Source organism: Proteocatella sphenisci DSM 23131 (assembly GCF_000423525.1).
GTDB classification, from domain to species: domain Bacteria; phylum Bacillota; class Clostridia; order Peptostreptococcales; family Filifactoraceae; genus Proteocatella; species Proteocatella sphenisci.
On sequence record NZ_AUID01000013.1, the window covers coordinates 60,004 to 80,482 of the forward strand.

The 20,479-nt window shown below is 34.9% G+C and carries 19 protein-coding genes; 3 read left to right on the forward strand and 16 right to left on the reverse strand.

Annotation, left to right across the window (positions count from 1 at the left end; genetic code table 11):
• Positions 1 to 13 precede the first annotated feature (13 nt).
• The 15 genes from minE to rpoN form a co-directional block, all read right to left on the reverse strand.
• Entirely contained in the window at positions 14 to 277 is a 264-nt protein-coding gene (gene minE / locus G558_RS0106400; RefSeq protein WP_028829438.1) for a cell division topological specificity factor MinE, read from the reverse strand.
• A 25-nt stretch (positions 278 to 302) separates the two neighbouring features.
• On the reverse strand, positions 303 to 1,097 hold the full coding sequence (minD, locus tag G558_RS0106405) for a septum site-determining protein MinD (protein ID WP_028829439.1): 795 nt from the start codon (positions 1,095 to 1,097) through the stop codon (positions 303 to 305).
• Positions 1,098 to 1,130: 33 nt separating this feature from the next.
• Positions 1,131 to 1,847 (reverse strand): septum site-determining protein MinC, encoded by a 717-nt coding sequence (locus G558_RS13375; RefSeq protein ID WP_051188524.1) that lies wholly within the window; start codon positions 1,845 to 1,847, stop codon positions 1,131 to 1,133.
• A gap of 14 nt (positions 1,848 to 1,861) precedes the next feature.
• Positions 1,862 to 4,666, reverse strand: a complete 2,805-nt coding sequence (locus G558_RS0106415; protein ID WP_028829440.1) for a penicillin-binding transpeptidase domain-containing protein — start codon at positions 4,664 to 4,666, stop codon at positions 1,862 to 1,864.
• Between the two features lie 13 nt (positions 4,667 to 4,679).
• Positions 4,680 to 5,156 (reverse strand): rod shape-determining protein MreD, encoded by a 477-nt coding sequence (gene mreD, locus G558_RS0106420; protein WP_028829441.1) that lies wholly within the window; start codon positions 5,154 to 5,156, stop codon positions 4,680 to 4,682.
• A gap of 17 nt (positions 5,157 to 5,173) precedes the next feature.
• Positions 5,174 to 6,028: a rod shape-determining protein MreC gene (gene mreC, locus G558_RS0106425; RefSeq protein ID WP_028829442.1), complete on the reverse strand. Its 855-nt coding sequence runs from the start codon at positions 6,026 to 6,028 to the stop codon at positions 5,174 to 5,176.
• 16 nt (positions 6,029 to 6,044) lie between these two features.
• Positions 6,045 to 6,731 (reverse strand): RadC family protein, encoded by a 687-nt coding sequence (radC, locus tag G558_RS0106430; RefSeq protein WP_028829443.1) that lies wholly within the window; start codon positions 6,729 to 6,731, stop codon positions 6,045 to 6,047.
• Positions 6,732 to 6,900: 169 nt separating this feature from the next.
• Positions 6,901 to 8,190, reverse strand: a complete 1,290-nt coding sequence (eno, locus tag G558_RS0106435; RefSeq protein ID WP_028829444.1) for a phosphopyruvate hydratase — start codon at positions 8,188 to 8,190, stop codon at positions 6,901 to 6,903.
• 14 nt (positions 8,191 to 8,204) lie between these two features.
• Complete coding sequence (gpmI, locus tag G558_RS0106440) at positions 8,205 to 9,725, reverse strand: 2,3-bisphosphoglycerate-independent phosphoglycerate mutase (RefSeq protein WP_156888527.1); 1,521 nt, start codon at positions 9,723 to 9,725, stop codon at positions 8,205 to 8,207.
• A gap of 11 nt (positions 9,726 to 9,736) precedes the next feature.
• Positions 9,737 to 10,483: a triose-phosphate isomerase gene (gene tpiA / locus G558_RS0106445; protein WP_028829446.1), complete on the reverse strand. Its 747-nt coding sequence runs from the start codon at positions 10,481 to 10,483 to the stop codon at positions 9,737 to 9,739.
• A 24-nt stretch (positions 10,484 to 10,507) separates the two neighbouring features.
• Positions 10,508 to 11,710 carry a phosphoglycerate kinase gene (locus G558_RS0106450; protein WP_028829447.1) on the reverse strand — a complete coding sequence of 401 codons (1,203 nt, stop codon included), beginning with the start codon at positions 11,708 to 11,710 and terminating at the stop codon, positions 10,508 to 10,510.
• A gap of 68 nt (positions 11,711 to 11,778) precedes the next feature.
• Positions 11,779 to 12,786, reverse strand: a complete 1,008-nt coding sequence (gene gap / locus G558_RS0106455) for a type I glyceraldehyde-3-phosphate dehydrogenase (protein ID WP_028829448.1) — start codon at positions 12,784 to 12,786, stop codon at positions 11,779 to 11,781.
• Positions 12,787 to 12,817: 31 nt separating this feature from the next.
• Entirely contained in the window at positions 12,818 to 13,849 is a 1,032-nt protein-coding gene (locus G558_RS0106460) for a sugar-binding transcriptional regulator (protein ID WP_028829449.1), read from the reverse strand.
• A gap of 239 nt (positions 13,850 to 14,088) precedes the next feature.
• The gene (gap, locus tag G558_RS0106465; protein ID WP_028829450.1) at positions 14,089 to 15,096 is read right to left on the reverse strand and encodes a type I glyceraldehyde-3-phosphate dehydrogenase; all 1,008 of its coding nucleotides are present in this window, start codon (positions 15,094 to 15,096) and stop codon (positions 14,089 to 14,091) included.
• A gap of 209 nt (positions 15,097 to 15,305) precedes the next feature.
• On the reverse strand, positions 15,306 to 16,655 hold the full coding sequence (gene rpoN / locus G558_RS0106470; protein WP_028829451.1) for an RNA polymerase factor sigma-54: 1,350 nt from the start codon (positions 16,653 to 16,655) through the stop codon (positions 15,306 to 15,308).
• A gap of 190 nt (positions 16,656 to 16,845) precedes the next feature.
• Here rpoN and G558_RS0106475 point away from each other — a divergent pair, with 190 nt between their 5' ends.
• The 3 genes from G558_RS0106475 to G558_RS0106485 all read left to right on the forward strand — a co-directional run bounded on the left by G558_RS0106475 (position 16,846) and on the right by G558_RS0106485 (position 20,118).
• Positions 16,846 to 18,123 carry a hypothetical protein gene (locus tag G558_RS0106475; protein WP_028829452.1) on the forward strand — a complete coding sequence of 426 codons (1,278 nt, stop codon included), beginning with the start codon at positions 16,846 to 16,848 and terminating at the stop codon, positions 18,121 to 18,123.
• Complete coding sequence (locus G558_RS0106480; protein ID WP_028829453.1) at positions 18,123 to 18,791, forward strand: DUF6320 domain-containing protein; 669 nt, start codon at positions 18,123 to 18,125, stop codon at positions 18,789 to 18,791. The genes G558_RS0106475 and G558_RS0106480 overlap by 1 nt, the downstream gene beginning before the upstream one ends.
• A gap of 79 nt (positions 18,792 to 18,870) precedes the next feature.
• Positions 18,871 to 20,118, forward strand: a complete 1,248-nt coding sequence (locus G558_RS0106485; RefSeq protein ID WP_028829454.1) for an alanyl-tRNA editing protein — start codon at positions 18,871 to 18,873, stop codon at positions 20,116 to 20,118.
• Between the two features lie 191 nt (positions 20,119 to 20,309).
• On the opposite strand, the gene G558_RS14515 is transcribed toward G558_RS0106485, so the two are convergent.
• A partial coding sequence (locus G558_RS14515; protein ID WP_084502837.1) for a transposase occupies positions 20,310 to 20,479 on the reverse strand: 170 nt, incomplete at its 5' end.

The window sequence follows — 20,479 nt, forward strand, 5'->3', positions numbered from 1 at the left end:
CTTTCCTCAATTACTATTTAAACGTCCTTATTGGAATATTTGCAACCAACGCATTTACAAGTTCTCCATTCTCATTTTCCATTTTTGTAAGTTCTACATCAACAGAAGAACTCCCTACTTCTACATATTTTTCAAGAGCACGTATGATCTCATCCTTAATCTTTGTAAGAAGTTCATTGGACATTCTCCCCTTGTCTTGCATAAGTACAAGTTTTAGTCTTTCTTTTGCAACATCCTTAGACTTGTTTTTTGATGACATGAATCCAAAGTTTATCATAATAGTTATCCTTTCTTTTTAAGAACTATCTGTTAAGAAACAGTTTCTGAAATCTTCTAAAAAAACTTTCTTGAACGTCAAGATCTAGAAATTTAACATCATCTCCCATTATTCTTCTTGCTATATTGTTATATGCTGTTCCTGCAAGTGAGTGACCATATTCTACTACTGGTTCTCCTTTGTTGGTTGATATTACAACATTTTCATCATCTGGAACTACTCCCACAAGCTTTATTCCAAGAATATCCAAGATATCATTTATATCAAGCATGTCTCCGTTTCTTACCATGTTCATTTTTATTCTGTTGACAATCAAATTTATGTCATCTACGCTGTGTGCCTCAAGGAGGCCTATTATACGGTCTGCATCTCTTACCGCAGAAACTTCTGGAGTTGTTACAACAATAGCACTGTCTGCTCCTGCTATTGCATTTTTAAATCCATTTTCAATTCCAGCTGGGCAATCTACCAGAACAAAATCGAATTCTTCTTTCAATTCGTCACATAATTCTTTCATTTGCTCTGGATTTACAGCGTCCTTGTCTCTTGTCTGTGCAGCTGGTATAAGGTATAGTCCTTCAAATCGTTTATCTTTTATCATAGCTTGTCTTGTCTTACATTTCTTTTCAACAAGATCTACAAGGTCAAAAACTATCCTGTTTTCAAGCCCCATAACTACGTCGAGATTTCTTAGCCCTATATCCCCATCGATAACTATTACTTTATTACCTAATTTGGTAAGCGCTGCCCCTATATTTGCCGTCGATGTAGTTTTACCAACTCCACCTTTACCTGAAGTTACCACTATTACTCTGCCCATAAAGTCCTCCTGTTTTTTATTGAAAAATTTCTTCTAAAAATTTTCTATTACAATTTCCCCATCTTTGTTTTTAACCAAAGCATTTGTAAGCATTGTCGCATCTTCAGGCGGAACTGCAAACATATCTTCAATCCTTATCTGAAGTGGTAAAAGTTTAAGAGCAGCAAGAAAACAGTCAATGTTACCTTTTCCCGCATGAGCCATTCCCCTGAAACTCCCTAATACTACAATGTTTCCAGTAGCTGTTATTTTTGCCCCTGGATTAACGTCTCCAAATATAACTACATTACCGTCATATTCTATTTCAGCTCCTGACCTTAGGTTCTCAAATAAAAATTTTGTAGGAAGCGCCATTGATTCTGATTCTTCTTTTTTTACTTCTGTCACATTTGTTTTTGTCAGGTTCTTTATCCTGTTTATGGTTTCATCTATTGATGTCATTTTATCTCTGAGTACATTTACATTGGAGGAATCTATATGACCACTCTGTACTGTATTACTTTGAATTTCTTCTACTACATCTTCCTCTTCAAATATTATATCATAAGATTCTTCTAATAAACTCTTAAGATAATTAATATCTGAATTTTTCAGACCAGGAGCATTGAATTTGATAAATTTACTTCCTTTGAAAAATTCGTTTGATTCTTCAAATTTATCAAGTAAGAGCTTTCTTGCATTTATAAAATCTATGGATTCCGCAATATTAACTATGAAACCTGACTTGGTGCCTTTTATTTCCAACTCCATAATCTTCCTCTCTTTTAACTTATTTCATCACTAAATGAAAAACCCTCATCAACTACATCATCTTTTATCAAATTAAAATATTCTGCATAAACATCTCTTGCTATAGCTGCTCCAAAACCTCCATGACCACCTTGAAAAATCAGAGTTACAACTGCAATCTCTGGTTTGTCTGCAGGAGCATATGATACCAGCCACGCAAATGGGTCATATGAATCTTTGTAGACATTTATTCTGTCTGATGTTATGTTCTGATTCAATTCCATAATTGCTCTTTTCATATATATATGTCTGGGATATCTCGATTTATCATCTTTTTCATAGCTATTTGTAAGTGATATTACCTCGTTTTTGTTTACACCGAAACTCCCCATATGTTTTAGCAGATATGCTTCCTCGTCAGCTACTGGTATCCTTCCAGATTTTTGTGCTGTTCCAGTTTTGGATGCAATCTTGATTGGAAAATTCTTGAGGTAGGAGCTTGACGAACCTTCATCAGTTACATCTTCCATCCCCTGTCTTATGAATTTCAAACTTTCTGGGTTCTTGAGAGCTATTTTCTCACTAATCCTGTCTACCATTTTTGTACCTGTTTTATCTGCTGTTTCTACCTTGTCAACTATGGTTACTTTGTTAAGGTATCCTCCATTTGCTATAGCTGAGACGTAATTTGCGAGCTGTATCGGAGTGTATGCATGCTCCCCTTGTCCTATAGAAAGATTGAAAGTATCACCTGTCTGCCATTTTGCCTGATTGAAATAACTGTATTTTACAACATCTGTAACTTCTTCTATATATTGAGCTTTGATACCTAGCTTTTCAAGTCTAAGCATTATTTCGCCTCTTGAAGGATTTTCCGTCATCCAGCTTATTATCTCGTTTATTGCTTCTTCATACTTAGGATCTTTGCTGTCAAAATCATTGAAATAAGTCCTCATTCTCCTGTTCAAATCGTTTTTGAGCCTATAGGTTAGTCCTTTTGCCTTACTGTCAGGGTCTGGTACTTTTCCTGGTATTTCTTCTATCTGGATTCCTGTTTTCTGATCGAGTCCAAAAAGCTTGGAGTATGTCAATACATCTTCTGCTTTCATCTTTACAGGAAGAGGCGTTTCTGTGGAATAATTATATCCTACACTTACACAGTAGAAATAGTAGTTACATGAATCTTTAAGCGCACTCATAAGATTTTCGTAACCGTGGCTTCCACCTCTCTCATTCCATATCCAACAACCAAATGTCCTTCCACCCATTTCGATACGTCCTTCATCATATATCTCCATGTATGGATCCATCCCATTTTCCAGTGCTGCGATTCCTGTTATCATTTTGAATGTTGACCCGGGCTGTACTGATGTCATGGTTGCTATATTATAAAGAGGCTTGGGAGCTATAGGGTCATTCATATTTTTGGGCATTAGCGAATCCATATCTTTGGTGCTTATTCCTTGTACAAATAGATTTGGATCATAATCTGGATAATTTGCAAGTGCAAGCACTTCTCCTGTCTTTACATCGAGTACAACAACCGCCCCTGATTCTGCTTTTGAATAGATTCTCTGGTTGTCTCTCATTCTCATATTTCCCCATATACTCTCATAGGTTCCACCCGACTTTATAGTCTTCATGGTTTTTTCCAGAGAATCTTCAGCGACTTTTTGAAGTTTTTGATCTATTGTCAGATATACTGTGCTCCCGATTTCTGGGTCTGCTCTTTCTATAGTCTCTATTATTCTCCCACTTACATCAACCTGAACCTTGGTATATCCATTTTTACCCTTTAATACTTCTTCATAAGTCTTTTCTATACCAGTTTTTCCGATTATATCTGTGGTGAAATAGCCCATACCTCTTACATATTTATCAATTTCTGACTGGCTTGAAATTTTCCCAAGCTGACCTAATATGTGAGATGACTCTGGCCCATCAGGATAATATCTGACTGAACTTGTTCTCACGGCAATCCCCGGGAAATTAATTGCATTTTCTTCGAGCTTTGATATTGTTTCTTTATTTATATCTTCAGAAATTATCGTAGCTTCATATTGATAGTAGCCTTTAGATCTTATAAGATCTCTTACTGAAAGTATTTTTCTAGCTTCAATATCAGAGGAGATGCCCTCGATATCATAATACTTTTTTATATATGCAAAGGCATCTTTTGCAGATGTATTGTATATGTCTTCTTCGTCATCAACATATCTTTTAAGATATTTGCTGAGCCATTCTTTTTTCTTTACCGTTTCCGAAAATTCCATTTTTTCTACTGATATAGGCGGGAAATATCCAGCTTCTATGATTTTACTCTGTATTTCATACACTGTATTTTCTCCGCTTACTGTTATCATCCCATTTCCAGTAAGTGTGTCCACCATATAATCAAAAGTCTCTTGTGCATTGTAATGAAGTGGTATTGCATTGGCTTTTTTCCAATTTTCAATTTTTTTGTCAAAAGTATACTCATAGCCCGTCTGTGAAATAACAATTGGAAACTCGTCTTTTATCGTTTCTCCATTTGATTCAAGAATATCCACGACATTTTCTATGACCTCATTTATTTTATCTGAAGATATCTCATTTGGTGAAATCTCTACGGAAAACAGTGGTCTGTTGCCTGCCATCAAGGTTCCGTTTCTATCTCTTATTTCGCCTCTTGGAGCATTTATAGATATGTTCTTATATATTTTATTATCAGCGATTTGGGAATATTCTTCTCCTTTTACCGTTGTAAGATAAAACGATTTTATTATAAGCATTACAAAACACAGGCATATTATCCTGAAAAAAAACTTATTTTTATCTTCAATATTTATATTTATTTTCATTTTTTCACCAACATTATATTTTATCAAAGGCCTTGCAGGCCGGTTCATATATCAAAAGACCCAGTACACAGTTAATAATACTTTTTTTGACTATCAAAACTAAGAGTGTCGAAAGTGTAATACTGCTAAAAAACACCTGTGATATCCCTGCATGTACTAAAATCTGGATTATGGTTCCAAGTGTTATCATAATAGATGGATATATATATATATATTCATATATCTTGTCTTTCGCAAATCTTATAAAAACTGATACCGCGCATAACACAATTATATTAACTCCAAACTTTAGACCTATTAATACATCTTTTATGAAACCAAGAGTAACGGCAACTATAAAGTTTGCCTTAGCATCTGTATTTTTACTTAGTATTATTATATAAACCAGAAGTAAGTCTGGCGTTGCTCCAAATATTGGAAATTTATTGGCTATTGCAATTTCAGCTATAAGGATAATCAGTCCTACTGCTATATATAGAATATTTTTCATTTTACTCTCTTTACATATTAATTCATTGTTCGGGTTTTTATTATCATTACTTTATTTAAATCAGCAAAATTTGTATAAGGTTTTATCTTTACATATTTGAGAAGATTTGTAGTATCTTCCACTATATCATACACTTCGCCAATTTCAATACCTTCAGGATAGATTCCCATTCCCGAGGTTATAACTATATCTCCTATAAGCACTTCTTTATCAGTTTCATAACAGTAAGCTTTGAGTAAACTCTGCTCCATATTTTCAAATGCCCTGGAGGTTAAATTTTGGCTAGCTATACCTGTTATATTTTCATCTCTGGCTATACGAAAACTCATTGCCATTTTTGAATCCAGTATAGAAACCGCCTTGCTGTAATTATCGTACGCTGTTTCTACTACTCCAGCAAGTCCGTTGCCGCCTATAATAAGACTGCCTTCTGTTATTCCATCTTTTTTTCCTGCAGAAATAAGAAACGAAGAATAAAATCCGTTTCCATCTCTTGATATTATGTCTGCTGTAACATATTCATCATATATTTCTTCTTCTTTGAGCTTGAGCATTTTTTTTAGTTCATTGAGATCTCTAAGCTCTTCTTTGCTTATTACATTTTCAATCAGTTCTTTTCTCAGCTTGCTGTTTGTTTCTTCAAGCTCTTTTATCTTATTTTTATCTTCATCATGTATATATTTTTCATCAACAAATTCACTTGCCGAATCGGTAATATTTGAAATTTTTCCAGTCACAGGTGAGATAACTTTGTGTATAAGTGAGTTCCCAAAAATCTCATTAACAACAAATACCAGACTTAGGATTATAACAATCCCTGCAGCTCCATATAATATCCCCTTGTTCTTTGTAAATTTGAATTTATATTTCATTTCCTACCCTTTCGCACTAGCTTATGTATTGCATTTCTCTCAAGCTGCAATACTTTCCATCTCCTATAATTATATGATCGAGGAGCTCTATTCCAAGAAGTTTTCCCGCATCATAAATTCTTTTTGTTATTTTTATATCTTCATTACTTGGCATTGGATCACCTGAAGGATGATTATGCACAAGGACTATCCTGTTGGCACTCCTCTTTATTGCCTCAAGAAAAACCTCTCTTGGGTGAACAATTGACGCATTTAGAGAACCTTCTGAAATAAGTACATCCGTAATAATATTATTTTTCGTGTCTAGCATAAGCAACTTTACTATCTCTTTATTTTTATATCTCATTTCTTCCATGAATATGTCAGCAATGGATTCAGGCGATTCTACGCTGAATTTATCTCTGCTTCTTAGCTTTGATATTCGCTTAGAAAGTTCAATTGCTGCAAATATAGTAGTTGCCTTTGCTGGTCCTATTCCCTTTATTTTTTGAAGAATACTCATGTCTGTATGGACCAGACCTTTAATTCCACTGGTATGCTTCAGTATGTTTTCAGCAAGACCTATAGCTGATGTTTCTCTATTACCGGTATTGATCAGAATTGCAAGAAGCTCTTCATTGGTAAGCTTGTCTATTCCTTCTAAAGCCATCTTTTCTCTGGGTCTGCTGCTTACTTCAATGTCCTTAATTTTTATTTTTTCCAAAACAGTTACCTCCATGTGAATACTGTTTTTACAAAAATTGTACATTTCAGCATAATTATAATTATATCATAATTTTAACATATTACAACAAAAAGCATTTTACTTAAAGCTGTTATAAACAAAAACAGACTGACCCATTTATAGGGCCAGTGCTGTCTTGAATTATTTGTTATTTTTTAATGTTGTAGAATGCATTCATTCCCTTGTAAACAGATATTCCTTCAAGGTCGTCTTCTATTCTTATAAGCTGATTGTACTTGGCAACTCTGTCTGATCTTGATGGAGCTCCCGTTTTTATCTGACCTGCATTTGTAGCTACGACAAGGTCTGCTATAGTAGTGTCTTCAGTTTCCCCTGATCTGTGAGATATTATTGCAGTGTAGCCTGCAAGTTTAGCCATTTCAATTGCATCCAGAGTCTCTGTTATAGTACCTATCTGATTAAGCTTTATCAGGATTGAATTTGCAATTCCTTTTTCTATTCCCTGAGCAAGTTTTGTAGTATTTGTAACAAATAAATCGTCTCCTACTATTTGTATCTTGCTTCCAAGTTTTTCTGTCATAAGCTTGAATCCGTCCCAGTCATTTTCATCAAGTCCGTCTTCTATTGAAATTATTGGATACTTACCGCATAAATCTTCGTAATACTCTACCATCTGAGCTGAAGTAAGTTCTTTTCCTTCACTTTCAAGTACATACATACCCTTTTCTTTTGAATAGAAGGAAGATGCTGCTGCGTCCATAGCTATTCTAACTTCATCTCCTGGCTTGTATCCAGCTTTTGTTATCGCTTCTACTATAACCTTAAGTGCTTCTTCATTTGAAGTAAGGTTTGGAGCAAATCCTCCCTCATCTCCTACTGAAGTATTTAGGCCTTTTGCACTTAATACAGATTTAAGAGCATGGAATATTTCTGCTCCCATTCTAAGTGCGTCTTTCCATGATGATGCTCCAACAGGCATTACCATAAATTCTTGTATATCTACGTTGTTGTCAGCGTGCTGACCACCGTTTATTATATTCATCATCGGAACTGGAAGCGTTTTTGCATTAACTCCGCCCAGATATCTGTAAAGTGGCATTCCAAGTTCTTCAGCTGCCGCTTTTGCTACAGCCATTGATACTCCAAGTATAGCGTTAGCACCCAGGTTACCTTTGTTTTCTGTTCCATCTATTTCTATCATCATCTGGTCTATACCGACCTGATCAAATACATTCATATCTTCCAGTTCTGGAGCTATTATATCATTTACGTTTGAAACTGCCTTAAGAACTCCTTTACCCAAATATCTTGATTTGTCATTATCTCTTAATTCTACCGCTTCATATTCTCCAGTTGATGCTCCTGACGGAACTGCTGCTCTTCCAACAACTCCACTCTCGAGTGTAACTTCTACTTCTACCGTTGGATTTCCTCTTGAATCAAGTATTTCTCTTGCATATACATCTGTAATAAACATAAAATTCCTCCTGATTATTTTATAATTAATGATATCCCTGTCATTTCTTCAGGTTTATCCAATCTTAATATATCCAAAATCGTAGGTGACAAATCACATAATCTGCCATCTTCTCTCAGTTTTGCATCAATGTCATCATTATTTACGTATATTAATGGCACCCTGTTTGTCGTGTGCGCTGTAAATGGACTTCCGTCTTTTTCTGACATTTTCTCAGCATTACCGTGGTCTGCAGTAATAAGTACTGCTCCACCAAGTTCTTGTATCTTTGATACTATTTTTCCAAGACATTCATCCACGGTTTCAACTGCTTTGACAGCTGCTTCAAATATTCCCGTATGGCCAACCATATCACAGTTTGCAAAATTTAGGATTATTACATCCTTTGGATTATTTTCGAGGTCTTCAAGCAATTTTTCTGTCACCTCGTAAGCTGACATCTCAGGTTTAAGATCATATGTTGCAACTTTTGGAGAGTCTACAAGAATTCTAGATTCGTTTTCATAAACTGCTTCTCTTCCGCCGTTAAAGAAAAATGTCACATGCGCATATTTTTCCGTTTCTGCTATCCTCAGCTGAGTCATGCCTTTTTTTGAAAGGTATTCTCCCAAAGTATTAGTTAAGGTCTGTGGTTTATAGGCTACAGAAACATTGGCAAATCTGACATCATACTGAGTCATTGTCGTATACAATGTTTCAACCTTGTCTCTTTCGAATCCGTCAAATTCATCTTCAGTTATTGCATTTGTGAGTTCTCTTGCTCTGTCTGGTCTGAAATTAAAAAATATTACGCTGTCTCCGTTTTTTAAGCCTTTGTAATCATCAAGCACTATCACAGGATTTATGAATTCATCTGTTATCTGATTTTCATATGATGATTCCATAGCTTTTACAGGCGAATCTGCATGAGGCGCCTTGGCTCTTACGACTGCATCATAGGATTTTTCTATTCTCTCCCACCTGTTATCTCTGTCCATTGCATAATATCTACCACTTATAGTCGCTATTTTTCCTGTTTTATTGTCTGACATGAATTTTTCAAGTTCTTTTATAAACCCTAATCCCGACTGTGGTGGTGTGTCTCTTCCATCCATGAAACAATGAACGTAGACTTCTTTAACACCGTGTCTTTTCGCCATTTCTACAAGTCCTTTAAGATGCTCAATGTGAGAGTGCACTCCCCCATCAGAAGCAAGCCCCATAAGGTGAAGAGCTCTTCCTTCTCTGGCATTTTTCATAGCTTCTGCAAGTTCTGCATTTTCATAAAAATCTCCATCTTGTATGGCTTTGCTTATTCTGGTAAGTTCTTGATATACTATTCTTCCAGCTCCTATATTAAGGTGGCCTACCTCTGAATTTCCCATCTGTCCATCGGGAAGTCCCACATCAAAGCCACTTGCTCCCAGACTTGTTACCGGATATTTTGAATATAATTTATCAAAATTAGGTTTTTTTGCATATTTTACAGCATTTCCGTCTACATTCTCTATAAGCGCAAATCCATCTAAAATTATGAGTGCTATTGGTTTTTTCATAATATCTCTCCTTAAAATTTTATAAGCTTAAGGTAATCTTCTGCCACTAATGAGGCTCCTCCTACGAGTGCACCATCTATGTCAGACTGAGACATTATCTCCTTTATATTTCCCGGCTTTACAGATCCGCCATACTGAATTCTTATTTTTTCAGAAGTTTCTTCTCCATATATCTTTAGCAGTTCTTCTCTTATCTCAAGACATACCTCGTTAGCCTGCGCACTTGTAGCCGTCTTTCCTGTACCGATAGCCCATATTGGTTCGTAGGCTATTACTGTTTTAATTGCTTCTTCAGGCGAAACTGTACTAAATGCTGCCTTTATCTGATCTGTAACTATTTTTTCAGTAATTCCAGAATCTCTTTGCTCCAGAGACTCTCCTACACATATTATAGGTGTAAGCGATTCACTTAAAGCCTTCTTTACCTTCAGGTTTACTGTTTCATCTGTTTCATTAAAATACTGTCTTCTTTCTGAATGACCTACTATTACATATTCCGCTCCTACTTCACGAAGCATCTTTGCCGAAATTTCTCCTGTAAACGCGCCTTCATCTTCATAGTGAAAATTCTGAGCCCCTATCTTTACATTAGTTCCTTCTAAAGCATTTTTCAAGTCTTTTATTATGGTAAATGGTGCACATATGACCACTTCAACATTTTCTGTATCACAGTCATGTTTTATTTCATTTGCAAATTCTATAGCCTCTGAAATAGTTTTGTACATTTTCCAGTTACCTGCAATTATTGGTTTTCTCATATAAATTCTCCTTCTGTTTAGAGTTTACTTGGGGTCAAGAGATACTATGCCAGGAAGTTCTTTCCCTTCAAGGAATTCCAGCGATGCGCCTCCTCCCGTCGAAACATGTGTCATCTTTTCTCCAAATCCCAGCTGATTAACTGCTGCAGCTGAGTCTCCTCCTCCAATTACTGTTACGGCATTTTTAAGTTCTGCCATATTTTTTGCTATTGCAAGTGTTCCTTTAGCAAAATTTTCAAACTCAAATACTCCCATTGGTCCGTTCCACACTATCGTTGCAGACGTTTTTACTTTATCTACGTAAATTTGTACAGTCTTTGGCCCTATATCAAGTCCCATAAAGCCTTCTGGTATATTCTGATCATCGGTCACAACCGCTTCTGCATCCGCAGAGAATTTATCAGCAACTATATTATCTACCGGTAATAACATTATAACACCTTTTTGTCTTGCTTTATCAATCATTTCCTTTGCATATTCAACTTTTTCTTCTTCAACAAGAGATGTTCCTATATTATACCCCTGTGCTTTAAGGAATGTATACGCCATTCCTCCTCCAATTATCAGAGTATCTACCTTGTCAAGAAGCTTTTCTATAACGGCGATTTTATCTGAAACTTTTGCTCCTCCAAGAATTGCAGTAAAGGGTCTTTTTGGATTTGCGACCGCTTCCCCAAGGAATTTCAACTCTTTTTGAATTAAGTACCCACAAACTCTTGCCTCCATAAACTCACCTGCGCCCACCGTTGAACAGTGCGCTCTGTGAGCTGTGCCAAAAGCGTCATTTACAAAAACATCTGCCAGGGATGCCAGTTCTCTGGAAAAAACTTCTTCGTTTTTTGTTTCTTCTTTTCTAAATCTTGTATTTTCAAGAAGTATAACATCTCCATCGTTCATATCATTTATAACAGCTCTTGCTATTTCACCAGACACTTGAGGATCTGCTGCAAACTTTACTTTTTTGCCAAGAAGCTCTGAAAGTTTTTTTGCAACTGGCTCAAGCGAAAGTGCTGGCTCATAACCATTTTTAGGCTTTCCAAGGTGTGAGCACAAAATCACTTTCGCATTATTTTTTACAAGATATTCTATGGTTGGAAGCGCTCCATATATTCTGTTAAGGTCTGTTATTTCACCGTCTTTGAGCGGCACATTGAAATCACATCTTACGAGCGCTTTTTTTCCTGTTACATTAATGTCCTCTATGGACTTTTTATTTATCATAGACATAGTTTGTTCCTCCACTTATATGACACGTCCATGCAAATGCACGGACGTGTCTTACTGTTAACTGTAATTTATTCAGTAAGCGATGCGAAATGTCTGAGTGTTCTTATAAGCTGATTTGTGTATGACATTTCGTTATCATACCAAGATACTACTTTTATAAGCTGTTCTCCATTAACCTCCATAACCTTTGTCTGAGTAGAGTCAAAAAGCGAACCATAGCTCATTCCAATTATATCAGAAGAAACCAGTTCTTCGTCTGTGTATCCAAAAGATTCATTAACCGAATCCTTTATCGTCTGATTTATTTCTTCTACTGATGTATTTTTTTTCATTGTACACACAAGTTCTGTAAGCGAACCCGCTATTACAGGAACTCTTTGAGCTGAACCATCAAGTTTCCCCTTAAGCTCTGGTATTACAAGTCCAATAGCCTTTGCTGCTCCCGTTGAATTTGGCACAATGTTTGCCGCAGCTGCTCTTGCTCTTCTAAGGTCTCCCTTTGCATGAGGTGAGTCAAGTGTATTCTGATCGTTTGTGTATGCGTGTATTGTTGTCATAAACCCTTTTGTTATACCAAATTTATCATTTAATACTTTAGCCATAGGTGCAAGACAGTTTGTTGTACATGATGCTCCCGATATTATAGTCTCAGTCCCATCAAGGGTGTCATGGTTTACATTATAAACTATAGTCTTTACTCCCCCAGTTGCCGGAGCAGATATAACTACTTTTTTGGCCCCAGCTTCTATGTGAGCCTGCGCTTTGTCTTTGTCTGCAAAGAAACCTGTACATTCAAGGACCACATCCACGCCAAGTTCTCCCCAAGGAAGATCTGCAGGATTTTTTTCTGAATAGACATTGATTTTTTGTCCATTTACAATAAAATCATTTTCTTCAACTACTATTTCACCGTTGAATCTTCCCTGAGCTGAGTCATATTTAAATAGATGAGCAAGGGTTTTTGAGTTTGTCAGGTCATTTATTGCTACAACTTCAAACTTGTCAGTCTGTTCTACCATTTTTCTTAATGCAAGTCTACCAATTCTTCCAAATCCGTTTATCGCTACCTTTAGCATAGTATTTCTCCTTCTAAATAATCACATTTTATTAATCACATTTGCCAAGTAAATCAAGCAATCTGAATGCAGCACTTTCATCTGTTATCAGTACCAGATTTTTATTTATTTTTGAAATCGACAGAATTGCCTCTGCCTTGTTGCTTCCACCCGCAACACCAATGATGTGTTCCAGACTTTTATATTGTTCGAGCTTTATTCCAACAGTTCCTGTCTCGTGTACAATCTCACCATTAATATCAAAATAATGTCCAAAAGATTCTGAAACTGCACCTTTTTTTTCAATTTCTAACCACTTTGTATCCGAAGTGCGTCTTCTCTTTGCCATATCCTTAGCGTTTCCTATTCCAAAAACAAGATAACTTATTTTTTGGATATCATCTAAAACACCCTTTATCTGCGGATCATTATACATATACCCCATTATGTCTTTGTTAATGTTGTCTGGTATATGGAGAAGTTCATATTTTGCATTTAGTTTACCTGCCAAGTTGGCAACTATGTTGTTAGATTGAATCTCCAGAACCTCTCCAAGGCCTCCCCTGGCAGGGACTATTGTCATTTTTGGAAACTCTTTTCTTTGCATCTGCTCAGAAAATTCATACATTGTGTATCCACCTGTTACTCCTACTATACTGTCTGATTTGACTGTAGAAAGGAAATATCTCGAAGCCTCTTTGCCAAGTTCTTTTAAAGCTTCCTGGTTTATTCCCAGTGTTGTTGCCACAATAATCACTTTTTTTATCCCAAGCTTTTCAGCAAGCTTGTCCTGCATTATAGCAAGTCCTCTGATCTGAGATATATATTCTCCCAAACTATCCAGTATAGCTTTTCCTTGCGGTGTCACTACCATTCCTGCTGCATCGATTGCAAGCAAACCTTCGTTTTTGAGAAAATCAACCTCACTTCTTACAATTCTTTCCGAAATATTCATTTTTACTGCAAGCATGCGCCTGCCAATTGTACCCGAAAGACTTATCTCCTTTAATATGGCATACCTTTTTTCAAGAAGCACAAGAGCCTCCGGAACAATCTTTCGCTGGATTTCCAGGAGATTATTCATAAATTACCCCCTCTATGAGTCATAAGTTTTATACCGCGGGACTTATTTTGCCCGTCTCGCGTTTTATGTCCCACCTACTATTATAATACTTCATATGACAATTTTTTTCAAGTTGTTTTTATATTTTCTGATAATTTGTTAGTGATTATTTTAAAGTAAAAATAACCAGACCCCTACTTGGCAATTAGAGTCTGATTATTTTAAGTGTGATTACTTAGAAGTTTTTATTCTCAGTATAACTAAATCATTTGGCCTGCAAATCTAGCAACTCTTACAAGCTGAGCTGCATATGACATTTCATTGTCATACCATGCCACTACTTTTACAAGCTGATTGTCTCCAACTTGTAAAACTGTTGTCTGCGTGGAATCAAAAAGACTTCCATAAGTTATTCCTATTACATCTGATGATACTATTTCATCTTTTGTATATCCAAATGAATCATCACTTGCATTTTTCATCGCAGCATTTATTTCTTCTACACTTGTCTTTTTATCAAGGACACACACAAGTTCTGTAAGAGAACCCGTTATAACCGGAACTCTTTGCGCTGCTCCATCAAGCTTTCCATTAAGGTCTGGAATTACAAGGCCTATTGCTTTGGCTGCTCCAGTAGAGTTTGGCACTATATTGGCAGCTGCCGCTCTTGCTCTTCTCATGTCTCCCTTTGGATGTGTTCCATCAAGTGTGTTCTGATCATTGGTGTATGCATGGATAGTAGTTATTAATCCACTTTTTATCCCAAATTTATCATTCATTACCTTAGCCATTGGAGCAAGGCAGTTAGTTGTGCATGAAGCTCCCGAAATAACCTGATCTTTCGCAGTTATTATCTCATGGTTAACACCAAATACCACTGTTTTAAGGTCTCCCTTGGCCGGTGCTGATATTATGACTTTTTTAGCTCCGGATCTTATATGCGCTTCCGATTTTTCTTTTTCTGTGAAATTTCCAGTACACTCTAGCACAAGATCAATTTCCATTTCTTTCCACGGAAGTTTCTCTGGGTCTCTTTCCGATATTATTTGAATCATTTTTTCATTTACCGTAAATTGTTTTTCTGATAAAACTTCAACACATCCATCAAATCTTCCCTGTGATGAATCGTATTTGAGAAGATGTGCAAGTGTGCTTGCATCCCTTGTACTGTTTATAACAGCAACTTCAAAATCATTTGGATATTTGCTCATATTTCTGAGCGCAAGTCTTCCTATTCTTCCGAATCCATTAATAGCAACTTTTATCATAGCCCCTCCTTATATATACAAAAAATATTAAATCACTTATCAAACTGGGACGTAATCCGCTCCCACTTATTTATTATACACTATTTATTATATTTTGCAATATTTTTTTGACATTCGGCCTAAATAAGTTACACTTTTTATTTTTTATAGTACATTTTATAAAATCCAGACTCTTATATTTTGCTCAAATATAAGAGTCTGGATTTTATCTATATTTCTCTTCTGAGACTCGAAGTGAGCAATTGCAGCTCTTCTCTGTATTTCGCAACAGTCCGTCTTGAAACTTCTATGCCCTCATCATTTAGTATATCACATATCTTTTGGTCACTTAGAGGCTTCTTTTTGTTCTCATCATCAATAATTTCTTTTATTTTGTCCTTTATATTTTTATTTGAAATTGACAAACCATCCGATGTGCTTACAGATGTAGTAAAGAAATATTTAAATTCAAAAAGCCCTCTCGGAGTCATCATATATTTACCATTTACAGCTCTTGATATAGTAGATTCATGAAAACCAGTCACGTCTGCTATATCTTTTAGTTTCATAGGAACTATACAACTCTTTCCCTTTTCAAAAAAATCTATCTGGTTTTCTATAATCTTTGTAGCTACTTTATGTATAGTGTTTTTTCTCTGCTCTATGTTTTTTATTAGGTTAACAGCTTTATTGAGCTTTTCTTTTATATATTTTTCCGTATCTTTATCTACTTCATCTACTCGTTCGGATAGGAGTTTTCTATAAAACTCACTCACATATAAATGTGGCAGGGTGGAGTTACTTGTAACTTCCCAATTGTTTCCTATTTTTTCAACATTCACATCTGGAAATACATACATGGGGGAAAATGATGTAAATCCTCTTCCTGGTTTTGGGTCAAGTGATTTTATTATCTTTATACTATCTGCAAGTTCTTCCTCTTTTAACTTGTATTTTTTCTGTATCAACTGATATTTTTTTGCCGCAATATTTTCAAGTTCATTTTCAACAAGTTTTATGACTATATCATCTTTTTCATAGTGCTTTGCCAGTTGTAATAAGAGACATTCTTTGAGGTTTCTTGCACATATGCCTGTTGGTTCAATATTTTGTACTTTTTTTAAAACATTTATAAAGGCTTCCTCATCTATTCCTAATAAAGTTACCGCTTCTTCAATACTTGCCGTAAAATAACCGCTATCATTAACTCGTTCTATTATATAATACGCTATCTCTTTCTCACTTGCATCCAGCTTTAGTGAGGATATTTCTTTTTCAAGGTAATCATATATGTTAACAGGTGCTTGAATGTAATTTTCGGGGTTTGATTCATTATCTTCATCTTCAACATAGGATTTAGACTGATGGGTAACAACATTTTTCATATCATTGGCAAATTTAGACCAGTCAATTTCTTCTTTGGACTCAATTTCCAGGACGGGATTTTCTCTGACTTCTTCTGTTATTATACTTTCTACTTCCTGATTGTTCATGTTTAGCATCTCTATCGCCTGCTTCAGTTCTTTTGTTATCTGAAGTTTTTGGGTCTGCCTGACATCCATAGAGAAATTAATTTTCATATTAACTACACCTCTGTTTAATTCATTTTTTACAGATATAATTTTATCTATAATCTCTATATTAATATATCATAAAATGGTGCATTTTACCAATTTTTTATCTATTGTGGACTAGAATACGTTTCGACTTTTTTCTTTTAAAATACTCATTTATATGGTATCATTTACCATATAAATGAGGTGATAACACATGAGTATTAATGAAGAACTATACTGGAGTAAACTGGATAATACAGGGAAAATATACCCTGCGGTAAGCGACTTGGGATCAACTAACGTTTTTCGTATGTCTGTCTATCTGTATGATGAAATTAAACCCGAAATACTGAGAATCGCACTTAATAAATCACTTGAGGTTATGCCTATTTTTAAAGTAAAATTGCGAAGGGGTCTTTTCTGGCCCTATTTTGAAATCAATTTTGATGAACCAATAATTTATGAAGAAAATTTTTATCCCTGCAAAACAATCCTGAAAAAAGAAAATAATAATTTTCTTTTTAAAGTTTCTTATTTTAAAAACAAAATAAATCTCGAGGTGTTTCATGCTTTGGGGGATGGCGCAGGGATTCTTAAATTTCTTCATAACATACTTTATTATTATCTTAAAGAATTATACCCTGACAAGATATACGATAACACCGATACCTTTAAAACTAATTTTGCTAAAATTGCAATGGACGAAGATGCTTTTGCCAAACATAAAAATGCAACAGACATTAAAACTAATCTCAAAAATAAAAAAGCATATTCTATACCCGGCACTTTGATGGACGGAAACAAATTGAAAGTCATAATAGCAAAAATGCCTCTTGCTGATTTTCTCAAAATAGTAAAATCAAAAAAAGTAACCGTGTCCATATACCTGGTCGCTCTCATAACATTCGCAATATATAGCGAGGAACTTAAGAGAGATTCTCTAAAAAAACCAATTACCGTATGTCTTCCTACAAATTTAAGAATATATTTTGAGACATCAACTGTAAGAAATTTCTTTACTAATATATATCCAACTGTAGATTTTGAAAATGAAAATTATACTTTTGATGATGTTTTGGATATCATTTCTCAAGAATTTAAAAAATACCTTGATAAAGATTATCTTGCCCAGAGGATACGCTATTTTAGCAATCTTGAAAAAAATCCACTGCTCAGAATTGTTCCACTTACAATAAAAAACTATGCTCTGAAGGGAGTTTATAGAAATAGTGAAAACACCCAGACTACAGTTGTTTCAAGTCTTGGTAAAATCGAATTTAACAATGGCATAGATGACTTTGTCAAGGATCTGGAAATAATAATAAGTCCTTCATTTTCCACCCCTCTCAAGACCCTAAACTTTTCTTACAAGGATATTTTTTATCTCGATTTTACTTCTTTGATAGAAGATACCGATGTTGTAAAATTTGTGATCAAATTTCTTTCAAGACAGGGGCTTGATATTACCGTGTATACAAATGAGGTGGAATAATGAATTATTGTAAAGACTGCAATGTAAAGATATGTGTAAAATCCGACAAATGCCCCCTCTGTAACGGCAATTTGCAAAACATTAACTCCGACTTTATAGAACCCTATCCCAAAATAGACATTGATTATAAACATTTTAACTCAATCCGCCTGAGAATATATCTTTTCCTTGCCATTATTGTGTTTTTTCTTGTTATATCAGTTAAGTTTTTAAGTGAAAAAGACCTCACTTATTTACTTTTGTCTACCAGTGTTTTTGGTTATATATGGTTCAATATATATACTATTCAAAAGTCTCTAAAAAACGTAGGTTACTTTATACTTAAGCAAATGCTCTTCATTTCCGGAATAATGTTGATAATTGATTACTCAACAGGCTACAGAGGTTGGTCTATCAATTATGCAATCCCGCTGATAATAATACTTGCTATTTCTTCAATATCAGCAATCGCTATGTTTAAACCTATGCAATTTAGGGAATACTTTGTATATCAGATTACTACTTCTGTGATTGGAGTGCTTTCTATACTGCTGGTAATATTTAATCTTTCCACAGTCAGATGGACTCTGATATTTGCAGCATTTTACTCTGCCCTTGTAATGCTCGGCATGATAATTTTTGCTGACAAAAAAGCAAAGCTTGAGTTTAAAAAGAGATTTCATTTTTAAAATTTAATTGAATTTTTATCAGAATTTATCAGAAAAGATGGATTCTTTTAGTATAATTTGAATCCATGTGAGGTATTAAATGTCAAACACAATAAAACTTTTTGAAAACAGCAGCTATATTTCAAAATTTAATGCTACCGTACTTGAGTGTATAGAGGTAGCACAAGGAGACAAGTTCCACCAAATTTATGAATACAAAGCAATACTTGATAAAACAGCATTTTATCCAGAAGGAGGAGGACAACCTTCAGATAGAGGTACAATTTCTATCATCAGCCATTCACCTTCAAATCAAAAACTCAATTCAAAAACAATACCAGTTTTAGATGTACATGAAAAAAATGGCATAATTTATCATTATATTTCTTCTCCACTTAACAAAAACGATTCGGTTGAATGCACAATCGATTGGGATTTCAGATTTATGTTAATGCAACATCATACGGGAGAACATATTGTATCCGGACTCATAAATAAACATTTTGGTTTTAATAATGTAGGTTTTCACATGGGGGAAAGTTATGTCACCATAGACATTGACAATAAACTTACCCAGGAAAATCTTGATTTTATAGAAAATGCAGCAAATACCACAGTACAAAAGAATCTCGGAGTAAAAATAGACTGTCCTGTGCCAGATGAATTGGATTTATTAAATTACAGAAGCAAGAAACACATAGATAGCGATATAAGGATAGTATCAGTACCTGGCGCAGATATGTGTGCATGCTGCGGAACTCATGTAAAAACCACAGGAGAAGTAGGCATAATAAAATTTCTTTCGAGTCAGAATTACAAAGGTGGAACAAGAGTTTATATGTTATGCGGAAAGAGAGCTCTAAAAGATTACAATAAAAAAAATAAGATATTGTATGATATATCTGCACAATTATCTACTAAACCTGAAAATGCTCACGAATCTGTCTCTCAGATAAAATCTGAAAGAGACAGACTTAAATATGAAAATGCGGCACTTATGGACAAAATATTCGAGTACAGGGCTGCTGCAATAGATAAAAACCTCGACAAAATTATACTATTTGAAGAAAACCTCCTTCCCTCAGACCTTCTCAAATTTTCATCACATCTCACAAAAGACAGAAACAATATAGTTTTACTCTTTTCCGGAAGTGATGAAAGAGGCTACAAATACCTTATAAGCAGTTCCACTATGGACATAAGGCCTGTCGCCGACAGTTTTAACGACATATTCAATGCTAAGGGTGGAGGCAAGGGAAATTGTATACAAGGCACCGTAAAAGCTCATAAATCAGATATATTAGAATATATCGAACCATATGATTTTAATTTGTCTCCAAATATATAAAACAAAGGGGCTGTCGGAGAATGACGTTTTTTGACCCCTAAACTTTAATAATTAAAAATCCTAGATTATTCAACATCTACAAAAATGTAGAGCACTGAATAATTTAGGATTTTTTTGTTTAATTTAATATTTATTGTATGACAAAAAAAGCCATTTGATATTTTCTCATGACTTATAAAAATCCGATAGGATTAGGCTGTTTTTGCTTCGTAGGTTTTGATTTTTTCCTTCGCGAAGCGATAATATTTATTTAAATTTCTTCCTACAGCGTATAAAAGAAATTCTTTATATACTTTTTCAGATGTACGATGGTTAAATCTTCTGAAATTATCATTTTCTTTGATATCTCCAAAATGACCTT

Excerpts from the sequence above, each read along its gene's own strand:
- G558_RS0106460 (WP_028829449.1), bottom strand. The coding sequence starts at position 13,849 with ATGAATAATCTCCTGGAAATCCAGCGAAAGATTGTTCCGGAGGCTCTT.
- gap (WP_028829450.1), bottom strand. The coding sequence starts at position 15,096 with ATGATAAAAGTTGCTATTAATGGATTCGGAAGAATAGGAAGACTTGCG.
- G558_RS0106485 (WP_028829454.1), top strand. The coding sequence starts at position 18,871 with ATGTCAAACACAATAAAACTTTTTGAAAACAGCAGCTATATTTCAAAA.
- G558_RS0106480 (WP_028829453.1), top strand. The coding sequence starts at position 18,123 with ATGAATTATTGTAAAGACTGCAATGTAAAGATATGTGTAAAATCCGAC.
- G558_RS13375 (WP_051188524.1), bottom strand. The coding sequence starts at position 1,847 with ATGGAGTTGGAAATAAAAGGCACCAAGTCAGGTTTCATAGTTAATATT.
- G558_RS0106475 (WP_028829452.1), top strand. The coding sequence starts at position 16,846 with ATGAGTATTAATGAAGAACTATACTGGAGTAAACTGGATAATACAGGG.
- minE (WP_028829438.1), bottom strand. The coding sequence starts at position 277 with ATGATAAACTTTGGATTCATGTCATCAAAAAACAAGTCTAAGGATGTT.
- gpmI (WP_156888527.1), bottom strand. The coding sequence starts at position 9,725 with ATGAAAAAACCAATAGCACTCATAATTTTAGATGGATTTGCGCTTATA.
- tpiA (WP_028829446.1), bottom strand. The coding sequence starts at position 10,483 with ATGAGAAAACCAATAATTGCAGGTAACTGGAAAATGTACAAAACTATT.
- G558_RS0106415 (WP_028829440.1), bottom strand. The coding sequence starts at position 4,666 with ATGAAAATAAATATAAATATTGAAGATAAAAATAAGTTTTTTTTCAGG.
- G558_RS0106450 (WP_028829447.1), bottom strand. The coding sequence starts at position 11,710 with ATGTCTATGATAAATAAAAAGTCCATAGAGGACATTAATGTAACAGGA.
- rpoN (WP_028829451.1), bottom strand. The coding sequence starts at position 16,655 with ATGAAAATTAATTTCTCTATGGATGTCAGGCAGACCCAAAAACTTCAG.
- mreC (WP_028829442.1), bottom strand. The coding sequence starts at position 6,028 with ATGAAATATAAATTCAAATTTACAAAGAACAAGGGGATATTATATGGA.
- minD (WP_028829439.1), bottom strand. The coding sequence starts at position 1,097 with ATGGGCAGAGTAATAGTGGTAACTTCAGGTAAAGGTGGAGTTGGTAAA.
- eno (WP_028829444.1), bottom strand. The coding sequence starts at position 8,190 with ATGTTTATTACAGATGTATATGCAAGAGAAATACTTGATTCAAGAGGA.
- mreD (WP_028829441.1), bottom strand. The coding sequence starts at position 5,156 with ATGAAAAATATTCTATATATAGCAGTAGGACTGATTATCCTTATAGCT.
- gap (WP_028829448.1), bottom strand. The coding sequence starts at position 12,786 with ATGCTAAAGGTAGCGATAAACGGATTTGGAAGAATTGGTAGACTTGCA.